Consider the following 19,534-nt stretch of genomic DNA (forward strand, 5'->3'; position numbering starts at 1 on the left):
CAACGATAAATCGTAGCCTCGAATCCGAACGATAGCAGGCCAACCTGTTCTTGATTGAACAAGGTCCTGGCAAGCGCGGATTTGTGTCTGCGGGGTTCAAACAGCCGATAATCTTGACGTGCTCCTGGAGCGCGGCGGCTAAGCTTTGTCGAGGTCTTAGGATGAGCCAGTTAGATCAGCCGTTTGAGGCAGTCGGTCCACTCGGAGGCCAATCGCTTTTGATAGCCACCGCAATCGCCGTCGGCCGTCTTGTCAGCAAACCACGCACCATCGTTCATGTTCTGTCCTACTTGCGCCGCAGGGTGGTCGGGCGCGCCAAGGCCGTCGGCAAGAATCTTCATCTCTACATCATCGACCTGGCGATGGCGCTCGCGGCGCTGTCCTTTGCTTCATTCATGCGGTTGGGCCTTGATGGAGACGTCACCAGTCCGGAAAGCTACCACTCGCTGCTTTTCGCACTTCCATGCTTCCTGTTTACGTGCGCCGTGGTCTTCCCGGTGACCTGCCTCTACACCCGCAATTGGCGATATGCTTCGGTCGGCGACATGCTCGGTATCCTGCGCGCGGTAATCGTCGCATCGCTCGCCTTCGTGTTCGTGATGTTTGTGGCGACACGGCTCGATTCGATCCCGCGCTCGGTGATGGTGATCGAGGTCCTCTTGCTGGTGCCACTGCTCATTTCGGTCCGCATCCGCTCCAAGCTCGTCGAGACAGGCCGTTTTGGCCCGGCCGCGAACAGGGCGAGAAACGGACGCGACATGGTCCCCGTGCTGCTGATCGGCGCAGGCGATGCGGCCGATCATTATATCCGGGCACTGCAGCGGGATCCGGATGCACGCCATTGGCCGGTCGGCCTGCTCGACAATGCCGCGACGACGGAGGGGTATTTCCTGCGCGGCGTGCCGGTCCTGGGCAGCATCGAAGACTTCGATACGGTGATCAGCGATCTCGAAGGCCGCGGCATCAAGCCCCGGCACGTGATCTTTACCGAAAGGATGCCTGGTCTCGTCGACCCGGCGCTCGAAGCGCTGATCGACCGGGCCGAACGCCTGGGCATTGCGGTCTCGCGGCCGGCCCCCGTCCTCGAGCTGCGCAATCCCAAGCACGAGAGCCGCTTCGAGTTGCGCCCGATCGAGCTTACCGACCTGCTGGAAAGGCCTCAGACAGTGCTCGACAAAGCTGCGTTGTCCCGCATGATCGAAAACAGCCGCATCGTCGTCACCGGCGCCGGAGGCTCGATCGGCGGCGAGCTCACACAGCAGATTGCCGCGCTTGGTCCGGCGGAACTGATCCTGATCGATAACAGCGAATACAATCTATACGCCATCGATCTGGAGCTGGCGGAGAAGTTCCCGAATGTGCACCGCAAGCCATACATCTGCGATGTTCGCGACCCGGCTCGCCTGGGCGAGATCTTCCAACGGCATTGCGTCGACCTGGTCTTCCATGCAGCGGCGCTCAAACATGTGCCGATGGTCGAATTGAATCCCTGTGAGGGCATTCTCACCAACGTCATCGGTACGATGAACGTGGCAGAGGCGACCCGCCTTTGCGGTGCAAAGGCGATGGTCCAGATCTCCACGGACAAGGTCGTGAACACCACCAGCGTCATGGGGGCCACCAAGCGCCTGGCTGAACTCTATTGCCAGTCCCTGGACCTGGCCTTTGTCGCCGGCGAAACTCCAGCCCGCTTCATGACCGTTCGTTTCGGCAATGTTCTGGGTTCAAGTGGGTCGCTGATCCCGCTGTTCAAGCGCCAGCTCGCCCATGGCGGTCCGCTAACCGTAACCGATATGGAGATGAAGCGCTTCTTCATGACCATAAGGGAGGCGGTTGAGCTCACCTTGCAGGCATCGGCCCATGGCTTGGAGAAAAGCCTTGGACAGGGTGAAATCTTCGTCCTGGACATGGGGGCGCCAATCAAGATCATCGACATGGCGCGTCGCATGATCAAGCTCGCCGGGTTTCGGCCGGATGAAGACATCAAGATCAAGATTGTCGGTTGCCGGCCTGGAGAAAAGCTGTTCGAGGAACTCTTCGACGAAAGAGAAAGACGTGTCGACGTTCCGATCTCCGGGGTCTTGGGCGCTGTCCCCAATCCGGTGCCGATCGAGACCCTTCGCAAAGAATTTTCGCAACTGCGCCGCCTGGCGAAAGCCGGCGACACCGGGGGCGTGCTGGACCTCGTTGCCCGGTTGCTTCCCAGCTACCACAGACCGGAAACAAAACCTGCGGCGGCGACAGCGACGCCATTCGTGCCTCACGTGATCCGCGGCTCGGCCAAGGCGGCCACGCCTCCACGCGAAGCAGCAGCCTGATGCCGGCGGGAGCGCGGCCGTGCTAAGGCATATCGCTTCGGCTCTGGTTGTCGCGCTGTCCTGCGGCACCGCACTGGCCGGCGAGCCTCAACCGACCATCGCCGAGGCACGGGGTGCGATCGAGCGCGCGGGCGCGTACTTCCGCGACCACCTCGGTGTGGCGGGAACTTATGTATGGAAATATTCGCTTGATGGCCAAAGGAGGATGGGCGAAGGCGGCGCCGTGCCGACGAGCGTTGGCTGGGTGCAGCCGCCTGGGACGCCGGCGGTCGGAGCTGCCTTCCTGCGCATTTTCGAGGTTACCGGCGACAGGCGATGGCTTCAATCGGCCCAGCTCGTGGCAACGGCTCTGGTCAAGACGCAGCTGGAGTCCGGCGGGTGGTTTTACAGCATCGAGACCGACCCGAAAAAGGCGGCCACCTGGTGTTATCGCTCACTGAAGACAGATGGAAACGCCTGTCACGACATCAAGGACAATCCGCATCGCAACGAGACCGTCCTCGACGACAACAACACACAGAGCGTGCTGAATTTCCTGATGTGGTTCGACTGGGCGAGCGGCGGTTCGGATCCGGATGTCCGGTCCTGCATCGACAAGGCGCTTCATCGACTGATGCGGGTGCAGTACCCGAACGGGGCCTTTCCGGTCTTCTTCAAGGGAGCCGCGCCGGGTGCGGATGTGGAGACGGCCGCCAAGGCGAGCATTCCGGCCAGTTGGTCGCACGAGTGGCAGAAGCCCGACAGTCCGCCCTACTTCATCGTCAATGACAATCTCCCTCGCGATATGGGCCGTCTCTTTCTCAACGCTTACCGTACATATGGTGATCCCAAATATCTCCAGGCAGCCGAAAAGGTCGGCGATTTTCTCCTCGCGGCCCAGCTTCCCGCGCCGCAACAGGGCTGGGCCCAGGAGTATGATCGTTCCATGCAGCCGGTGTGGGGCCGCAAGTTCGAGCCACCAGGCGTGGTCTCGCGCGAAACCGCCGGCAACATCGATTACCTGATCGAGTTGAACGAGCAGAACAAGGATGCGCGGCTGCTGGACGCGGCGGAGTCGGCCGCCAAATGGTTGCTGGCGGCGCGCCTGCCCGACGGCAAGTGGGCACGTTTCTATGAACTCAACACCAACCGCCCGGTCTACATCGACGATGATAACCAGGTGACCTTCGACGACAAGAACCTCCTGCACCACTACGGGATGAAAACGGGGCCCGAGATCGAGCCGGTGTTCGCCCGGCTGGAGCTTGCCAGGCGCGGCTTGACGGTTTCCCGCCAACAGCTGTGGATCAGCGGCATGGATGAGTTGAGCCCCGGCGACCTAAGTTCCAAGGTGCGTCAGCTCATCGACAGTCAGGATGCCCAGGGGCGCTGGGTCGAGGGCCGCTTTGTAATGGGACAGGACTTTATCGACGGCGTGTTTGCCCTCGGTCGTTTTATCTCGCCGCAGGCGTCCGCGCCGGGGAAGTAGCTGCACGTCGTCCGCTCTAATCCATATCGAGATTTCGACCGGGCCTTCGCGATCGCCGATTGGCCGTGTCAGGCCGGCAAACTCAGCCGCTGTGCGACCTAGTTTGATCGACGTTGAAGAAGCTGTAGCCGGCCACGCGTGGAGCGGGCGTTACGAAGGAAGCCCACGACCGCTCCTGGCACTGGTCCCCCGCGCAAAATCGCAACGCTGGGCGCTATTCCAAGCAGCAGGGGCACGACAAAAAAGCGGCTGTAGAGATGCGGCAGCGCGTTGGCCAACGCGGCGAAGAGAAGGACCGTCGTCAGGGTGCAGATGGCGGATATTCGTCCTTGGCGAAGCCGCGCAGCGAGCATACCGATGATTATTCCGGCGACCAGCATGAGCAGAAAGCCGATCAGCCCGAGTAGCCCCGCCTCGACCCATATCAAGAGATAGACGTTGTGGACTGGAGCATGCAGCTCGCTGAAATGTCGATATTGGTCGGCGCCGATGCCAAGCAGCGAACTGCTGTCCGCTTTGGTGATGGCCTCGCGGATAAGCCGCATACGGTCCGCAAACGTGCCGGCCTCGTCAATGTCGCCACTCTGCAGCGCATTCAGCACGCGGCGCTGGAAGATCGGGGGCAGGAAGTCGCGGCCCCACGTGACGACGACAAAGAACGCGCCGAGCGACGACACCGCCAACAGGATGATGCGGCGCCACGAGCCCGTCATGGCAACGAAGACGGTGAGCGCGACGACTAGGCCGATCAGCCCTGTATTGGAACCAGTCAGGACAATGCCATACGCAAAGAGCGGCACTCCGATCCAGGCCCAGCGCGGCCGGGCGCCCCCTGAAGCGACCAGCCACAACAACAGGGGGACCGCGAGTGCAATCAGTGTCGCGCATTCGTTCTCGCGTTCGACCCAGCCGATAAAACGGCCATTGCCGCTGGTCAGGTATGTGCCTTGTTGCTTGAGGATGTCGATGACCACGATGCCGTGAATGCACATCAAGCCGATCGAGCAGATAAGCGCCTTCGTAAGCAGAACCGTTTCGCTCCAGGGCCTCGACGCCAGCATGAAGGCCAGGAGAAAATAGGCATACAGATACTGCGCCGAGATGATGAAGCCGCGCTGCGGATCACCATTGATCAGGCTGCTGAGCAGCAGCATGCCGCACAGCAGCGCCACCCCGGTGTTCCAGAGAAGCGTCCCGGCTGCCAGGGGGGCGGGCGAAAGGGATTTCCCCAGCACCATCGCAAAGACGGCGGCCAGGGCGAAGGCATCGCTGGCGGTGAAGTAGAACGTGTCGACCCGCAGGATGTTGAAGGGGGTGAGAAACACGGAGGCCATTGCCAGCCAGAGGCCGATCTTGCCGGTCCCATTTGACAACGACGCCGCAGCCGGCCTGCGGTCGGGCTTTGCCCAGTACCCGCGAGGGACCCCGGCATGATTCATCGTCACTCCTGAAAACTATCTTTTCACCAGCCTCCATGGACGTGCAGTTCGGTACATATGCCAAGATATGCCCGCGGCCACCTACGCTATCCTTTCGGATAATCCCATGGCCGCGACTAAGCCTCTTGAACGCGCTGGCGTCCGTGTATCCGTGCTAAAAACTTGTCGCTTGGTTGGGTCTCGAACTCGGCTTGAAGACCCGGTGAGATCGATAAGGATAGGGGCGCGATCAGTGAGCTTGGTAGACGAAAACAGCGTGTGGAACCGACTGGGCCCATTCCTTCAGGAGTCACCCGAACCCTTGGAAGAACGAACGTTCGGCGCGCGCGAACTTTACAGTCTTTTCCGCAGACGCCTGCTCCTGATCGTTGCGATCGTCATTGCAGGCACCGCACTCGCATTCATCGCCGCGGTGGAACTTCCCAAGACATATACGGCTCGTTCCATGATCGTCGTCGAAACCGACGATCCCAATCCTCTCGACACCACGCAGGCGCAGCCGAACCAGCAGCCTGACAAGTCGCGGATGGACACCGAGGCGGATCTGATCGCCTCTCGCGTATTCGCCAGCCTGGTGGTCGACAGGCTAGACCTGATCCAGGATCCGGACTTCAACACCTATCTGCCGCCAGCCGCCGCCGGAGGAACCTCGGATTCGAGCGGCGGTGTGCTGTCACAGGCAGTCGGCCTGATTGTCTGGATACCGCAAAGACTATTCTCGCTGGTCGCCGGCTCGGGCCCGCAGGATGCCACATCCCTGCCGCCCAAGGATGTTCAGCAAGACCGGGCAATTTCGGCTTATCTGGCGAACCTGTCAGTCGATCGCTCCGGTGAAAGCGCGGCAATGACGATCTCGTTCTTCAACGACGACGCAGCGACCGCGGCCAAGATTGCCAATGCAACTGCCAGACTGTTCGTGGAATGGTCTCGTGACAACAAGCGGCAGGACATCAAGGATGCCGTCGGCTTTTTGAGGCAGCAATCGACCGAGCTCGCATCACGGATTGCCGCGATCGAGGGTCAGATCGCCAAATACGCAACCGAGCATGGCGTCTCCAGTGATCCACGCGATGATCTGCTGCGCGCCTCGATCCAACAGGCCAATGAACAGCTCAGCACCGCCAGGGGTGAATACACGCAAGCACAGGCGCGCCTTGCCCAGGTCAGGCTAGCGGCCAAGAACGGCGACACCGGGGCCGGCGTCGATCCATTGCTCACATCGGACTTCCTGACGTCGCTGCGCAACGATGAAGCGACGGCGATGAGGGATCGCGCGCAGCTGGCCGGCAATTACGGCCGCAATCATCCCCTGGTCCAGGAGGCCGATGCGAAAGTAGCGGCCGTCCGTGCGATGATTTCCCAAGAGATGCTGCGAACGATCGCAGTCCTGGAAAATGACGTGCGCGTCGACGAAGGCCGGGTGAACCAACTTGTCAAAAGCCTGGAGGCCTCCAACGAGGAGCTGCGTCAAAGGAGCCTGGCGGAGGCCAAGCTGCGTGAACTGAACAACAATCTGGCGACCGAGCAAAAGCTCTACGACCTCGTGTCCGGGAAACTTGGCAGTCTCGATCCGTTTTCGGAAGCGGTCGAACCCGGCGTGCGAACCGTCTCCACGGCCGAGATCCCGACGAGCCCTTCCTTTCCCAAGCTTCGCCTGATGCTTGCGGGCGGTTTGGCCGCGTCGCTTGTCCTGGCCCTGATTCTGGTGCTGACACTTGAAAGCATGGAAGTCCGGATACGGGACTTGCGGAGGGCATCGAAGCTGATACGCGCTCCCCTGCTGGCGTCAATTCCGCGATTGCCCCAGAAATTCCTGCGTCCCGCACTGCCTCCTCTCGAAACCCTGTTGTCACGGCCGCGGTCTGCTTTCTCCGACGCTTTCCGATCGCTTTACAATGCCTGCACCCGGATGAACGGTGGACGGAGCAAACATGTCGTTCTGGTCAGTTCCGGCTTGCCGCAGGAAGGCAAGACGACGACAGCCATGGGCCTTGCCATGGCAGCGGGCATGGATGGCGCGCTGACCGCCCTGATCGATCTGGATTTACGAACCCGCAGCCTTCACACCGCCATGGAGCTGGGCTCGGCCAGCAGGACGCTCGGCGACTATCTGCAAGGCGATTGCGCTCTGGCGGAAATCGTCCAGACGCTGCCTGATATCCCGCAGCTCGATGTTCTAGCGCCATCCGCCGACGACCAGACGCTGCCGGAATTCCTCAACTCCGGCCAGCTCACCAAATTGCTGGAGGCGTTCCGGCTTGAGTACGATGTGGTGATCATCGATGCACCGCCGGTGCTCGTTGTTGAGGACGCGATCAGGATTGCCGCCTCGGTCGACACCATCGTCGTTGTGGCCGCGTTCGACAGCACCACTCAAGAGGCTCTTTCCCAGGTTGTCGAGCGCTTGCGCTTCGCCGGCGGCCCATCGATTGGCTGGGTGTTCAACCGCGTCGACCCTTTCCAACAGGCTCGCGGCGCCCTGCGGAAGGCCTACATGAGGCGGCAGCAGATCCGGCGTTACTTCTTCGCTGATAGCCCGTGACCGCACAGCCGGTCACGCTCGGCCGGTTACAGTCCCATCGACTCGAGCAAGGTACGGTTCACCTTGTGCACATCGAAGCGTTCTTCCGCGAGCTTTCTTGAGCTGGCACCCATTCTGGCGGCGAGTTCCTCGTCTTCGAGAAAAGCCCGCTGCGCCGCGGCAAGCGCATTCACGTCGCGTGGCTCGATCCGAAACCCGTTCTCGCCGTCGATAACCGTTTCCTGACAGCCAGGCGCGTTGGTCGTGATGATCGGCCGGCCCGTCGACAAGGCCTCCAGCGCGCTGCGGGGAATGCCCTCGCGATAGTAGGACGGCAGCACAAACACCGTGGATGCGGTCAGGTACGGGCTGACGTCGTGCGTTTCTCCGAGATACTCCACGGCTCCTTCCCTGGTCCACTGGTCCATTTCGGCTTTCGAGATGGAGAGGGGACTGGGATCGAACGGACCGAGAATCTGGAAACGCGCGGTACGGTGCTTGGCCTTCAGGATGCGCGCGGCGGCGGCAAACTCGGCAATCCCTTTCTCGCGCAGCAAGCGAGCAATCAGCAGGAAGATGGGCGGCCCGGGCGGCGGCCGGCTGGCTGCAAACAGTGTCAGGTCCACCCCGGAGCCCGCAACCTTGATCACCGGCGTGGTCGCGGAAACCATCCTGTGGCACCGGATGTCGAGAGCATCGGCTTCGTTGTAGGCGAAAACAGCTTCGCAACCCTTCAGGGCCGAGCGGTAGAGACCAATGCTCAACCGGCGCAGGACAGTTGCACGCAGGCCCGTAACGCTGCCACTGAATATGAAGCCGAATCCCGTGAAGAGGGCAAACCGCCGAGGCACTCCGGCAAGCCGCGCCGCCAGCCCGCCATAGATGATCGGCTTCATCGTGTAGGGCAGGACGATGTCGGGAGCCAAGCGGCGCATCAGCCGGTAGAGCGCCTTGAGTGTTCGCAGATCGGCCAGCGGATTGGTACCCGTCCTGGCCATCGGAATCTGTTGGAAGCTGACGCCAATTGCACCCAGCCTGGCGATGGCCTGCTCATCATTGTCGGGGGCGAGCGCGATGACCTCGTGCCCGGCGGCGACCATGGCTTTCAACAATTCGAGGCGAAAATTGACGAGCGAACGCGTCAGGCTTGCGATCACGACGATCCGCTTGCGGCGCATCGCATCGTTCCCGCCGGCGGGAAAATGATCTCGACCATTCGCGTGCATGACAACCACCAGTCACTCCTGTCAGCTCGAGATATGGCGACGACGCCCCAGAGCTGTTGCGTAGAGTTCCAGATGCCGATCGACGTAAAGCGATAGTGAGAAGTTCTCCATGACGCGGCGACGCGCCTGTTGGCCCAGAGCGCGCCGCTGGGCCGGTTCAAGGCAGACAAGCCTGATCAACCCGGCGGCCAGTGCTTCACTGTCCCGGGGCGGAACGACCACTCCACTGTCGCCGACGAGCCAGCCGGAGTCGCCGACCGCCGTCACCACCGCCGGCACGCCACTTGCCATCGCCTCGCCGGCGGCAAGGGAAAAAGCCTCGCCCCAAGCTGAACAAAGCGCGTAGACATCGAAGCCGGGCATGAGATCGGCAACGTCACCGCGGATGCCCGGCGTCGTAATACGGTCGTCTATGCCGAGGTCGCGGGCGGCGCGCCGCACCGGCCCATCGGCATGTCCCTCCCCGATAAACACGCCCTGAACGTCGTACCCCTGCGCCAGCACACGGCTGATGGCCCGAACCAGGCTGATCTGGTCTTTCATGGGATGAAACCGCGCCACATGGCCGATGATCAGCCGTTCGGGCGGCAAGCCGAACAGATGGCGCAATTTCTCACCGGCGTCGGCCGCGGGAGAAAACTGATCGCAATCCGTTCCGTTCGGAATGACCACCCTGCGGCGCGGATCAAAGCCCAGACGCTCGTGATCGTCGGCGGCCACGCGCGAGCAATATGAGATTGCGCTGGCGCGGCTCGACAGCCGGGCCGAGAGCCGGATCAGCTGGCGCGTCAACGGTTTCTCGTCGGCGAGGTCGCGAACCGTGTGATGGATACTCCAGATTACCGGCGAGAAGTTGAAGCCCAGCACCGAGCCGAGCGTTGCCGCGACGTTGCCGTGATACATCCATCCGTGAAGAAGGTCGGGCGCCGCCCTGCTTATCGACCGGGTCAGCCGAAAGACATCGCGCGGCCGCGGCCGCTCCGTCATGCTGATCGACACGAGCCCGGAATTCGCATGCTTCACCTGCGCGGCCAATGGCCCAGGTGAAAGCAGCGATAAAACCGAAGATGAGAAGTGGTTTTGGTCGATCCGGCCAAGAAAACGGGCAAGCATGACCTGGGCGCCGCCAACGTCGAGACTGGTGATCGTGTGAAGAACACTTGTGTGCACGCAAGCTTCCCAGCTGTCTGCGGCGCTCCGCCACGAGGAAGCGTTCAATCGGCCGACAGTATCCAGCCGCACCATACGTTGGTTACGATCGACATCCAGTTAGCCAAATTGGGTGGGCACGAGACCGAAGGTTGTCACCGCTCCACCAAATGTATGACTCATTGTCCGCGCACAGGTGTCGCTAGGGTCTTCACAGGAAATTTCTGTGGTGGGCTTCCATGGCATCTTTTTGCAATCCGGCACGGAGCGGGCGATCGATAGGCTCGTGGACCAGTATCCTCGCGAAAGCGTTGAAACATGCCCGGATCACGGTTCCCGCTGTTGTTGCGATCCTGGCTTGCCCGATCGCGGCCAGGGCCGCGGCTGACGACGGCTACAAGCTTTCGGTCGGCGATGTGGTTTCGTTCGACTTCATTGACGATGCGCTTCCTGCCGAACAGCTGACGGTGGCCAGCGATGGCGCGGTCAACATTCCGCTGATCGGCAGCTTTGAAGTTGGCGGCCTGACGGTGCCTGACGCTTTGAAGCATATCCGCAAGGCGTTCATCGACCGAGAGTTCTTCAACGACCCGCATATAGCCCTGGCGGTGGTCAGCTTCCGTCCGATCTTTGTCCTTGGGGATGTCAAGGCTCCGGGCTCGTTTCCGTACCAGCCAGCACTGACCGTGGAGCAGGCGGTGGCGCTTGCCGGTGGTCAATCGACGGGCGGAGCCACTGCCGAGGATCGCGTGGTGACGCGCGCCCGGCTGCGCGGAACCCTTGATGAAAGCGTGGTGCAGATCGCCAAGGAAGCCGTTGCCGCCGCGCGCATCAAGGCCCAGTTGGCAAACAACGACAAGATCTCGGAGCTGGATCTGCCTCCCAAGATCAGAGGCCTCATGAATGCCAATCTGCTCGCAACGTTGCTTCCGACGGAGCAGCGGATCCTTGAAACGGATCAACACGCACTGACCACACGTCGCAAGCAGCTGTTGGCGGGAATCGACGAAGTGAACATCGCCCTCGCCAATATTGAACAGCTATCGGACATACAGAAGACGGTGATCGCTTCGTCGCAAGCCGATCTCGAGCGTGTCAGGGCCCTCAACAAGAAAGGCATCGTCACGCTTACCGATCTCTCGAACGCCGAGCGCGAGGCGACCACGCAGCAGTCGCATCTGCTTGAAATCTACAATCAGGCGTCGACGGTTCGCCGGGAATTGAGCCAGTTGCAGCGTGACCTGGACGACGCCACCCAGGCCTGGACGCACACAGCGCTGACGGAGCTTCAGGCCCACAACTCTGAAATCGAGCGCCTGGTCTCGGTTCGCGAGTCGACCGAAGAGCAGATCCTGTTGCTGAGCACTCTGGCGGCGGAACAGACACGCACCAACAACACCATCGCGTTCACTTACCAAATCCGCCGCAAGCAGAATGGCCAGATCGCCACCAAGGTGGCGACCCTCGACGATCCGATCGTAGCCGGAGACACGATCCTGGTGTCGATAAACCGTCTGGACAACGCCCTGGACCTGGCCAGCCGTCTGGACGCTCCTGTCGCGGCGCCCCCTGCCGCCCAGGTGGGGCCGTCACAATGATCGGCCTCAGCAATCCGATGGCCCGGTCTCCCGAATTGACCGCTCGCGTGCCGATAGGCCGGGCGATGCCCAGCCGGATCGCCGCGGTGGTGCTTTTGATCCTCAGCCTGCCGCTATGGATGGTGGCCGCCGCAATTGTCTGGGCAAGTGTCGGCCGCCCACTGTTCTTCCGCCAGACCCGCAGCGGCTTGGCAGGCCGCCCCTTCGTCATCTGCAAGTTTCGAACGATGCATGAAGGGCGCGATGCGGATGGCGTGCTGCTGCCCGACGCCTTGCGCGAGACGCCCGCCACCCGGCTGATGCGTGCCATCCGGATCGATGAGCTGCCTCAACTTGTCTCCATAGCCAGGGGCGACATGGCGTTCATAGGGCCACGCCCGTTGCTCCCAGCCACCATCACCGAGTTCGGCGACCTGGGACGGGTTCGCTGCACGGTCCGTCCTGGCCTGTCTGGCTGGGCACAGGTGAACGGCAATACCCGCCTCACCAACGGTGAAAAGCTGGCGCTCGACCTCTGGTATGTGCGCAATCGCAATCTCTGGCTCGATCTGCAGATCCTGATCCTGACCGTCCTGGTGGCCCTGTTGGGCGAACGCATCGACCGCCGCCATGTCGATCACGCGTTGAAGGCGATGCCCGCCGGGACGGTTCGGTCATGAGCCCGGCCCTTGGTCGGCTCCTGGTGATCGCGCCGCATCCCGACGATGAGGTTCTGGGGTGTGGCGGCACGATAGCCCGGGTCGCCGCGGAAGGCGGGGAAGTCCATGTCGCGGTGGTTACGCGAGGCTGTCCGCCTGCCTTCACAGAGGAGATGACGCAGCAGGTCCGCGGTGAGGCGAAGGCGGCTCATGCCGGCCTGGGCGTGCGACACACGCATTGGCTTGATCTGCCTGCCGCGCAGCTCGGCCAGACACCGCACTCGACCGTCAATGCGGCGTTGCAAGCTCTGCTGCAGGCGGTCAAGCCGGACACCTTGCTCATCCCCTTCGTCGGCGATGTTCATATGGACCACCAGCTGATCTTCCTGTCGTCGCTGGTTGCCGCCCGTCCCACCCAGTCACACTACCCGCGGACGATCATGGCCTACGAGACGGTGTCTGAAACGAACTGGAATGCACCCTATGTCACGCCGAGCTTCGTGCCGAATGTCTTCATAGACATCCAGGCGACACTCGACCGCAAACTCGAAGCCGCGTCGATGTTCGCTTCGCAGATCAAGAATTTCCCGCACGAGCGTTCGATCGAAACATTACGGGCGCTGGCGATCGTCAGGGGCACCGCCGTCCATTTGAGGGCGGCCGAGGCCTTTGTCCTTCTGAGAAATGTCATCTGAATTCTAGCTGGAGTGTTCCGAGATGAAACGCTGGCCGATTTACGACGAAGAACAGATAGCCGACGTTGTGGACGTTCTGCGGTCTGGCCGGGTGAACGCCTGGACCGGCGACCATGTGAAGACCTTCGAACGCGCTTACGCGCGCAGCCTCGGCCGGCGTCATGCCGTGGCGCTGGCCAATGGCTCCCTCGCGCTGGACCTTGCGATGAAGATCTTCCACATCGGCGCCGGCGACGAGGTGATCGTAACGCCCCGCAGTTTCGTCGCGTCGGCCGCTTGCGTCATGTTTGCCGGTGCGACACCTGTCTTCGCCGATGTCGACCCGACCTCGGGCAATCTTTCCGCCGAAACGATCGCGCCGAAGATAACGGCGCGGACAAAGGCCGTCATTGTCGTGCATATCGCCGGATGGCCGTGCGACATGGCGCCGATCATGGAACTTGCAAAGCGCAGCGGCATCAAGGTGATCGAGGATTGCGCCCAGGCGCATGGCGCCGAATATAACGGGCGACCGATCGGCTCCTTCGGTGACATAGCGGCATTTTCGTTCTGCCAGGACAAGATCATCACGACGGGCGGTGAAGGCGGGCTTGTCGCGATGGACGACAGGAAATTGTGGCTCGCCGCCTGGAGCCTCAAGGACCACGGCAAGAACTATAATGTGGTCTTTGCCCCTCATCGGCCGACCGGATTCCGCTGGTTGCATGACAGCATCGGCACCAATTGGCGCATGACGTCCATCCAGGCCGTGCTTGGCTTGCGGCAGCTCGAACGTCTGCCCGACTGGATTCACCAACGCGAGCGCAATGCCGCCATCTGGATAAACACGCTTGCCGATTTGCCGATGCTGTACACGCCCCGGCTCGATCCGGCACACAGGCATGCCTGGTATCGATGCTATTTCTATATCAAGCCGGAGATGTTGTCTTCGGGATGGTCGCGGGACGAGCTGATCGCGGCCGTCAACGCGGCAGGCGTTCCGTGCTTCTCGGGCAGCTGCTCCGAGATTTATCTCGAGCATGCCTTCGCCGATGCCGGCGTGGCGCCGCCCGAGCGACTGCCAGTCGCGCGGCAGCTTGGTGAAACGAGCATCGCGTTCCTGGTCGACCCGTCCTGGACGGTCGAGGAAACGACGGCGGCAGCGTCGACGACGCGGTCCATCCTTGTCGCGGCTGCGCGCCAGCTCGAGGCGGCCTGATGAACGAGCACGCGATCAGGAAAGATGGAACCATTCCGGCGTCTTCCTTTGGAGAGCTGAAATTGGTGCCGTCTTCAGCATTGCAGAACCTCACCCTTCCTCAGGAAAAAAGAACGCTGCTCGGGTTCGAACTGCCGACCGTGGCCCGGCTTTATCAGCAGATGATCCTCATCCGGCTTGTCGAGGAGCGCTTGCTGGAGCTGTTTTCCCAAGGGCTGCTGTTCGGCACCACGCACACATCCATCGGACAGGAAGCCAATGCGGTGGGGGTGGTGAACGCTCTTGACCGGGATCGTGACATTGTCTGGAGCAACCACCGTTGCCACGGTCATTTCATTGCCTACTCGGGTGAAGTCGAGGGCCTGATCGCCGAGATCATGGGGCGCGTAACCGGCATTTGCGGGGGGCGCGGCGGCAGTCAGCACCTGTGTTTCCGCAACTTCCACTCCAATGGAATCCAAGGCGGCATAGCGCCCGTGGCGGTTGGCTGCGCGCTGGCACGAAAGGACGATGGCGCCGTGGCAGTGGTTTTCCTGGGCGATGGAACGATGGGTGAAGGAGCTGTTTACGAGAGCCTGAACCTCGCTTCGGTTTTCGGTGCTCCCGTGCTTTTTGTGGTCGAGGACAACGACATCGCCCAAACCACCCCAAAACATCTCACCGTTTCCGGTTCGATCATCGCCAGGGCCGAACCTTTCGGCATCCGCACGTTCGCCTACGATGGCAACGATCCAGTCGAGATATGTGAGCTTGCCCAGGAGGCTGTAGCCTATATTCGCGCCGAGGGTCGCCCGTGCTGGCTCTATCTGCGGACCGAACGGATCGGTCCCCATAGCAAGGGAGATGATACCCGGCCGCCCTTGCGGCTTGAACAAGCTCGCGCCCGCGATCCGATCCCCCCGATGCGCCGGCGCGTCGCGCACTTCGAGAAGATCGACGCCTTTTGTCGATCTGCTGTCGATCGTGCCGTCGAATCAGCAGCCGCGGCTGCCTTAGCGCGAGGCTGACCATGCGCGTTGTCGAATCGATCAACCGTGCGCTCCACGATCTCATGCAAGCCGATCTCCGGCTGGTGGTTATGGGCGAGGACGTCCTCGACCCCTATGGCGGCGCCTTCAAAGTGACCAAGGGCCTGTCCACGGCCTATCAGGATCGTGTCTGGACCACGCCGATCAGCGAAGGTGGCATTGTCGGCATGGCGGCGGGCATGGCCCTCAAGGGCAGGCCCGTGATCGTCGAGCTCATGTTCGGAGATTTCATCGCTCTTGCCGCCGACCAGATCATCAACCACGCAGCCAAGTTTCGCTGGATGTACAACGATCAGGTCGAGGTGCCGATCATCATTCGCGCGCCCATGGGTGGACGGCGTGGCTATGGGCCGACGCACTCGCAGAGCCTGGAAAAGCATTTTTGCGGCGTGCCGGGCCTCACCGTGTTTGCAACGCATGAGTATGCGGATCCAGGGGCGCTCCTGCACCGGGCTCTCGCTTCTCGGTCCCCTCACCTGATAATCGAAAACAAGGTCATGTATTCGAGGCCCGTGCTCGGCACGGCCGCACTTCCACATCCGGCGGATTCGGACATCGTGATCCTGACCTATGGGGGTTGCGTCGAGCACGCGGTTGCTGCCGCAAACAAGCTCGCCGAAGAGGAGGAAATCGCAACCACCGTGGTGGCCGTTGAACAGCTGTCGCCTTTTCCTGGCGAGGAGGTCCTGAGCCAGGTCGGCCAGTGCAGCCGCGTTCTCGTCGTGGAGGAAGGCTCTCCTGGCTGGGGCTTCGCGTCCGAGTGCGCGCGCGCCTTGATCGGCCGGGTCAGGCACTTCAGCGCATTGGCTGGGCCAAACCACCCTATTCCCTCAAGCCGCGAATGGGAGGACGATCTGCTGCCAGGTGTGAACGCCATCCAGGCGGCCTGCATCGATCTGTTCAAGAAAGGCTAAGCTTTCATGACTGTGCTTGTCGAGGCCCCGCGGGTTAACGCCAACGAGGACAATCTTCAGTTGATCGAGATCAAGGTCGCGCAGGGTGAAAGTGTAGAGCAAGGGGCTCTTCTTTTTGTCCTTGAGACCACGAAGGCTGCCGTTGAGGTCAATGCCCCCGAGGCAGGGGTAATCGGCCGGCTCGACGTCAAGATCGGCGACTTCGTCGCCGTCGGCTCAACGCTGTGCGAGATCGTCGACGAAAATGCGAGCGCATCCGCAGCGGCCAGCCCAGCCGATAGCGCTGTCAAAGAGGTCGCGATAACGGCCAAGGCCCGCAAGGCCGCGTCCGAGCTCGGGATCGACCTGGCGGATGTCAGGCCCTCCAACGGCCGCATCGGCGAAGCCGAGGTGCGCGCGGCGGCCAGCTGCCGATCCGAGGCAATAGTTGCAGGTTCGCACGGGGCGCAGTCCGCCGCTCCTTCCGCGTCCACGCGGCGGGCGGTCATCATCGGCGGCGGCGGCCACGCCGCCTGCTTGATCGATGCTCTCGACGGCTCCGGATACGAGATCCTCGGCTGCACCGACCAAGCCCTGCCTGTTGGCCACCACGTCTGCGCCGGCATTTCGGTGATCGGTACGCAGGAGAGCCTGGAGCGTCTGCTTGCCGAGGGCACGCGCTACGCCTTCATCGGCATTGGCGGAGCCCAGTCCAGCGAGGCGCGGCGGGCAATGTTCGAACGCGCCGCGGCCATGGGCTTCATTCTGCCGCCTGTGATCCACCCATCCGCGATCGTCTCCAAGGCTACCAGGATCGGAGATGGCTGCCATATTCTGGCCGGCGCGAGCATCGGTCCCCGCTGTACGATCGGCAACAACGTGATCGTCAACCAGGGGAGTATCGTCTGCCACGACAGCGTCGTGCAGGACCATGCGCACCTGACCCCGGGCGCCATCGTCGCCGGCGGGGTGAGCGTCGGGGCGATGTCTGTCGTGGGCATGGGCGCAACGGTGCTGCTGGGTGTCCAGATCGGTGCCGGCTGCCTGATCCACAACGGCGCGCATATCAGTGCAAACGTCGCGGACAACACCATCGTCGACGCTCAGGGCCGCCGGCACCTCCGCTAAAAGCGATTTCCAGCAAAGTGTAAGACGGCTTTCCGCGTTTCCGTTCAAACGCGACGCGCTTTGAACCTCGGAACTTCAGGCGCCTTGTCGCAGAGCTCTTGCCAGCAATGGCTCGAGTGCCTCGGACCCTGGGATGCTGAGGTGGTGGCTGTCAAAATACAGCAGTTTTCCGCCCATCATCACAACACACCGTTCCTGCGGACAAAGCGCCTGCGTTGGATAAACGCGAACGAGGCCGCGATGTTGGCCCAGCCTGTCCAGAACGCCAAATGCAATCTGCTGCCGCTCCCGGTAGAGGCGCTCCGACACGTTGAAGCCAGACAGGTCATGTCCCTGCGCCACGAGTCGAGCTGCCGTGGAGGGGACGTCATAGCCCACCTCTGGGACGGGATAGACGATGATCACGTTCTTGCCGGCCTCGAGGATCCGACGCACAGTTTTTCTCAGGGATATCTCGAATGCCTCGCGCGCCTCGTTTGAGAAGCGATCGAATTGAACGCCGTTGCGGTCCTGCAACTGGGGAAGGTCGCCGTTGCGTTCTGCCGGTCCAAGTTCGACCGCACGACCCTCCAGATAGAGAGACCACCTGGCAGCAATTATGACGGTCTTCAGCTCTGGGCGACCGAGGACGTATTTGAGCCGTAAATCGTTTCCCTGGATGCACGCTCCGTCGGTTCCGACCCCAAGCAGAGGGGGGCAGCGGGGAGTGGCGCCGTAGACCGTGCTTGCGCCATTTGCAGCCAATTCGGACATCGCGCCGAATAGCGCTCCGGCGTGCGAATCCCCCCACAGGAAGATGCGGGCATTTTCAGAGGTGCCTATTGTACAGGGGGACTTTGCCGCAAGCTGAAGCAATACGTCTGCGCATTTATCCGCTTCAGGGTTGGCGGAGAAAGCATAGCTGGACAACACATTCACGTCCTTGGAGAAGCGCGTCGGCCAGCCATTGTCATGATAGATCACGGCACCGGTTATTACCGCGGCGACGATGGCCAAAGTACCTCCAGCCAAGACGGACACGGGGCGGCTTACGCGCGACGGCACTCTGAGCGGCCGCTCAATGTATCGCCAGGACAGCAGCGCCAGCGTGAACGAGGCAGTCACCAGGCCAACAGACTGAAGCGAACTCAGCTCATCGATTGCCAGGTAACTGCCCAGGACAATCAGCGGCCAATGCCAAAGATACAGGGAGTAGCTTATCAGGCCCACGCCGACGAACGGCCTTGTCGAAATCAGCCGCGTGACCCAGCAGCTCGCTTCACGTCCTCCGTGAATGACAAGGGCAGCTCCGATGCACGGAAGGAGCGCCGTGATACCAGGGAATGAAGTCGTCTCGGAATAACCCAGCACGGCAGCGGCGATCAGGAGGAGTCCCGCCCAGGTCGCCACCTCACTTTGCCAGCGCTTGGTGAGGCGGGGGAATGCTTCGAGCGCCATGAGGCTGCCCAACAGAAGCTCCCACGCCCTGAATGGGGTCAGGTAAAAAGCGGCAGCATCGTCGTACTGCATCACCACGATGGTTGCGATGAACGAAATTCCCGCGAGGCTCGCAATGAGACTGCGAACATTGCCGGCTCCCAGGCGCCAGATCGAGACAAGGAATATCGGAAACAGGATGTAGAACTGCTCTTCCACCGCCAGTGACCAGGTGTGGATGAGTGGCTGGTCGTACGTTTCTCCATCAAAATAGCCCGTCTTCAGCCAAAAGCCGATATTGGACGAGAAGAGAGCCGTGGCGACGAAGTTACGGCCGAAACGTCTGAAGTCATCGGGTAAGAAGATGAGGGCGCAGGCCAGCGTACAGACCGCCAGCATGGCGAACAACGCCGGAAAAATGCGACGTATGCGCCGCTCGTAAAAATGCCAGACCGAGAACTCGCCTGTCTGCAGATCCCTGGCGATCAGTTGCGTTATCAGGTAGCCGGAGATGACAAAGAAAATGTCGACACCGACATAGCCGCCGCCGACCTCGGTGAAACCGGCGTGAAACAGCACAACCGACACGACAGCGATGGCACGTAAACCATCGATGTCGGCTCGATAGCTTGGAGCCGCCTGTGCTGAATGGAGCGATGCCGGACGAGAGGGTTTTCGACCGTCCAACATCACGCCGGCAGCGAGGCTGAGCCGATGAGCCTGAAAGCGTGACATACCGATGCTGTATAACTGCACTCTCGCGCCACTGTCCGCCCGCAATAGGAGGTAACCTGCGGCTAAATCGGACTACGCCGTGGC

At 61.6% G+C, this 19,534-nt stretch carries 14 protein-coding genes; 10 read left to right on the forward strand and 4 right to left on the reverse strand.

Annotated features, from left to right (window positions below):
* Positions 1–218 precede the first annotated feature (218 nt).
* Positions 219–2,318, forward strand: coding sequence for a nucleoside-diphosphate sugar epimerase/dehydratase (locus LB577_RS22625; protein ID WP_224688529.1), 2,100 nt, complete (start codon positions 219–221; stop codon positions 2,316–2,318).
* 19 nt (positions 2,319–2,337) lie between these two features.
* Positions 2,338–3,786 (forward strand): pectate lyase, encoded by a 1,449-nt coding sequence (locus LB577_RS22630; RefSeq protein WP_224688531.1) that lies wholly within the window; start codon positions 2,338–2,340, stop codon positions 3,784–3,786.
* Positions 3,787–3,884: 98 nt separating this feature from the next.
* On the opposite strand, the gene LB577_RS22635 is transcribed toward LB577_RS22630, so the two are convergent.
* Complete coding sequence (locus LB577_RS22635) at positions 3,885–5,225, reverse strand: O-antigen ligase family protein (RefSeq protein ID WP_224688533.1); 1,341 nt, start codon at positions 5,223–5,225, stop codon at positions 3,885–3,887.
* 106 nt (positions 5,226–5,331) lie between these two features.
* Between LB577_RS22635 and LB577_RS22640 the strand changes: the two genes are divergently transcribed.
* Positions 5,332–7,767: a GumC family protein gene (locus tag LB577_RS22640; RefSeq protein ID WP_224688535.1), complete on the forward strand. Its 2,436-nt coding sequence runs from the start codon at positions 5,332–5,334 to the stop codon at positions 7,765–7,767.
* 26 nt (positions 7,768–7,793) lie between these two features.
* On the opposite strand, the gene LB577_RS22645 is transcribed toward LB577_RS22640, so the two are convergent.
* Together LB577_RS22645 and LB577_RS22650 are read right to left on the reverse strand one after the other, a co-directional pair.
* The gene (locus LB577_RS22645) at positions 7,794–8,972 is read right to left on the reverse strand and encodes a glycosyltransferase family 4 protein (protein ID WP_224688638.1); all 1,179 of its coding nucleotides are present in this window, start codon (positions 8,970–8,972) and stop codon (positions 7,794–7,796) included.
* Between the two features lie 21 nt (positions 8,973–8,993).
* The gene (locus LB577_RS22650) at positions 8,994–10,142 is read right to left on the reverse strand and encodes a glycosyltransferase (RefSeq protein WP_224688546.1); all 1,149 of its coding nucleotides are present in this window, start codon (positions 10,140–10,142) and stop codon (positions 8,994–8,996) included.
* Between the two features lie 218 nt (positions 10,143–10,360).
* Between LB577_RS22650 and LB577_RS22655 the strand changes: the two genes are divergently transcribed.
* The 7 genes from LB577_RS22655 to LB577_RS22685 are packed head-to-tail and all read left to right on the forward strand — an operon-like array spanning position 10,361 to position 17,299.
* A complete protein-coding gene (locus LB577_RS22655) occupies positions 10,361–11,719 on the forward strand; it encodes a polysaccharide biosynthesis/export family protein (protein ID WP_224688549.1) in 1,359 nt (452 codons plus the stop codon).
* Entirely contained in the window at positions 11,716–12,378 is a 663-nt protein-coding gene (locus tag LB577_RS22660) for a sugar transferase (RefSeq protein WP_224688551.1), read from the forward strand. The genes LB577_RS22655 and LB577_RS22660 overlap by 4 nt, the downstream gene beginning before the upstream one ends.
* Positions 12,375–13,052 (forward strand): PIG-L deacetylase family protein, encoded by a 678-nt coding sequence (locus tag LB577_RS22665; protein ID WP_023768887.1) that lies wholly within the window; start codon positions 12,375–12,377, stop codon positions 13,050–13,052. Before LB577_RS22660 ends, LB577_RS22665 begins: the two co-directional genes overlap by 4 nt.
* A gap of 22 nt (positions 13,053–13,074) precedes the next feature.
* Positions 13,075–14,250, forward strand: coding sequence for a DegT/DnrJ/EryC1/StrS family aminotransferase (locus tag LB577_RS22670; RefSeq protein WP_224688553.1), 1,176 nt, complete (start codon positions 13,075–13,077; stop codon positions 14,248–14,250).
* Positions 14,250–15,257: a thiamine pyrophosphate-dependent dehydrogenase E1 component subunit alpha gene (locus LB577_RS22675; protein WP_224688556.1), complete on the forward strand. Its 1,008-nt coding sequence runs from the start codon at positions 14,250–14,252 to the stop codon at positions 15,255–15,257. The genes LB577_RS22670 and LB577_RS22675 overlap by 1 nt, the downstream gene beginning before the upstream one ends.
* Positions 15,258–15,259: 2 nt before the next feature.
* Complete coding sequence (locus tag LB577_RS22680) at positions 15,260–16,192, forward strand: alpha-ketoacid dehydrogenase subunit beta (RefSeq protein WP_224688640.1); 933 nt, start codon at positions 15,260–15,262, stop codon at positions 16,190–16,192.
* Positions 16,193–16,198: 6 nt separating this feature from the next.
* The gene (locus tag LB577_RS22685) at positions 16,199–17,299 is read left to right on the forward strand and encodes a NeuD/PglB/VioB family sugar acetyltransferase (protein WP_224688566.1); all 1,101 of its coding nucleotides are present in this window, start codon (positions 16,199–16,201) and stop codon (positions 17,297–17,299) included.
* Positions 17,300–17,374: 75 nt separating this feature from the next.
* Here the strand turns inward: LB577_RS22685 and LB577_RS22690 are convergent, their stop codons facing one another.
* Positions 17,375–19,471 (reverse strand): acyltransferase family protein, encoded by a 2,097-nt coding sequence (locus LB577_RS22690; protein WP_224688568.1) that lies wholly within the window; start codon positions 19,469–19,471, stop codon positions 17,375–17,377.
* Positions 19,472–19,534: the final 63 nt, after the last annotated feature.

It is taken from the genome of Mesorhizobium sp. B283B1A (genome assembly GCF_020165735.1).
Lineage (GTDB): Bacteria > Pseudomonadota > Alphaproteobacteria > Rhizobiales > Rhizobiaceae > Mesorhizobium > Mesorhizobium opportunistum.

Coding starts and splice junctions, on each gene's coding strand:
- LB577_RS22660 (WP_224688551.1), top strand. CDS start 11,716: ATGATCGGCCTCAGCAATCCGATGGCCCGGTCTCCCGAATTGACCGCT.
- LB577_RS22645 (WP_224688638.1), bottom strand. CDS start 8,972: ATGCACGCGAATGGTCGAGATCATTTTCCCGCCGGCGGGAACGATGCG.
- LB577_RS22655 (WP_224688549.1), top strand. CDS start 10,361: ATGGCATCTTTTTGCAATCCGGCACGGAGCGGGCGATCGATAGGCTCG.
- LB577_RS22675 (WP_224688556.1), top strand. CDS start 14,250: ATGAACGAGCACGCGATCAGGAAAGATGGAACCATTCCGGCGTCTTCC.
- LB577_RS22640 (WP_224688535.1), top strand. CDS start 5,332: ATGGCCGCGACTAAGCCTCTTGAACGCGCTGGCGTCCGTGTATCCGTG.
- LB577_RS22635 (WP_224688533.1), bottom strand. CDS start 5,225: ATGAATCATGCCGGGGTCCCTCGCGGGTACTGGGCAAAGCCCGACCGC.
- LB577_RS22685 (WP_224688566.1), top strand. CDS start 16,199: ATGACTGTGCTTGTCGAGGCCCCGCGGGTTAACGCCAACGAGGACAAT.
- LB577_RS22670 (WP_224688553.1), top strand. CDS start 13,075: ATGAAACGCTGGCCGATTTACGACGAAGAACAGATAGCCGACGTTGTG.
- LB577_RS22665 (WP_023768887.1), top strand. CDS start 12,375: ATGAGCCCGGCCCTTGGTCGGCTCCTGGTGATCGCGCCGCATCCCGAC.
- LB577_RS22680 (WP_224688640.1), top strand. CDS start 15,260: ATGCGCGTTGTCGAATCGATCAACCGTGCGCTCCACGATCTCATGCAA.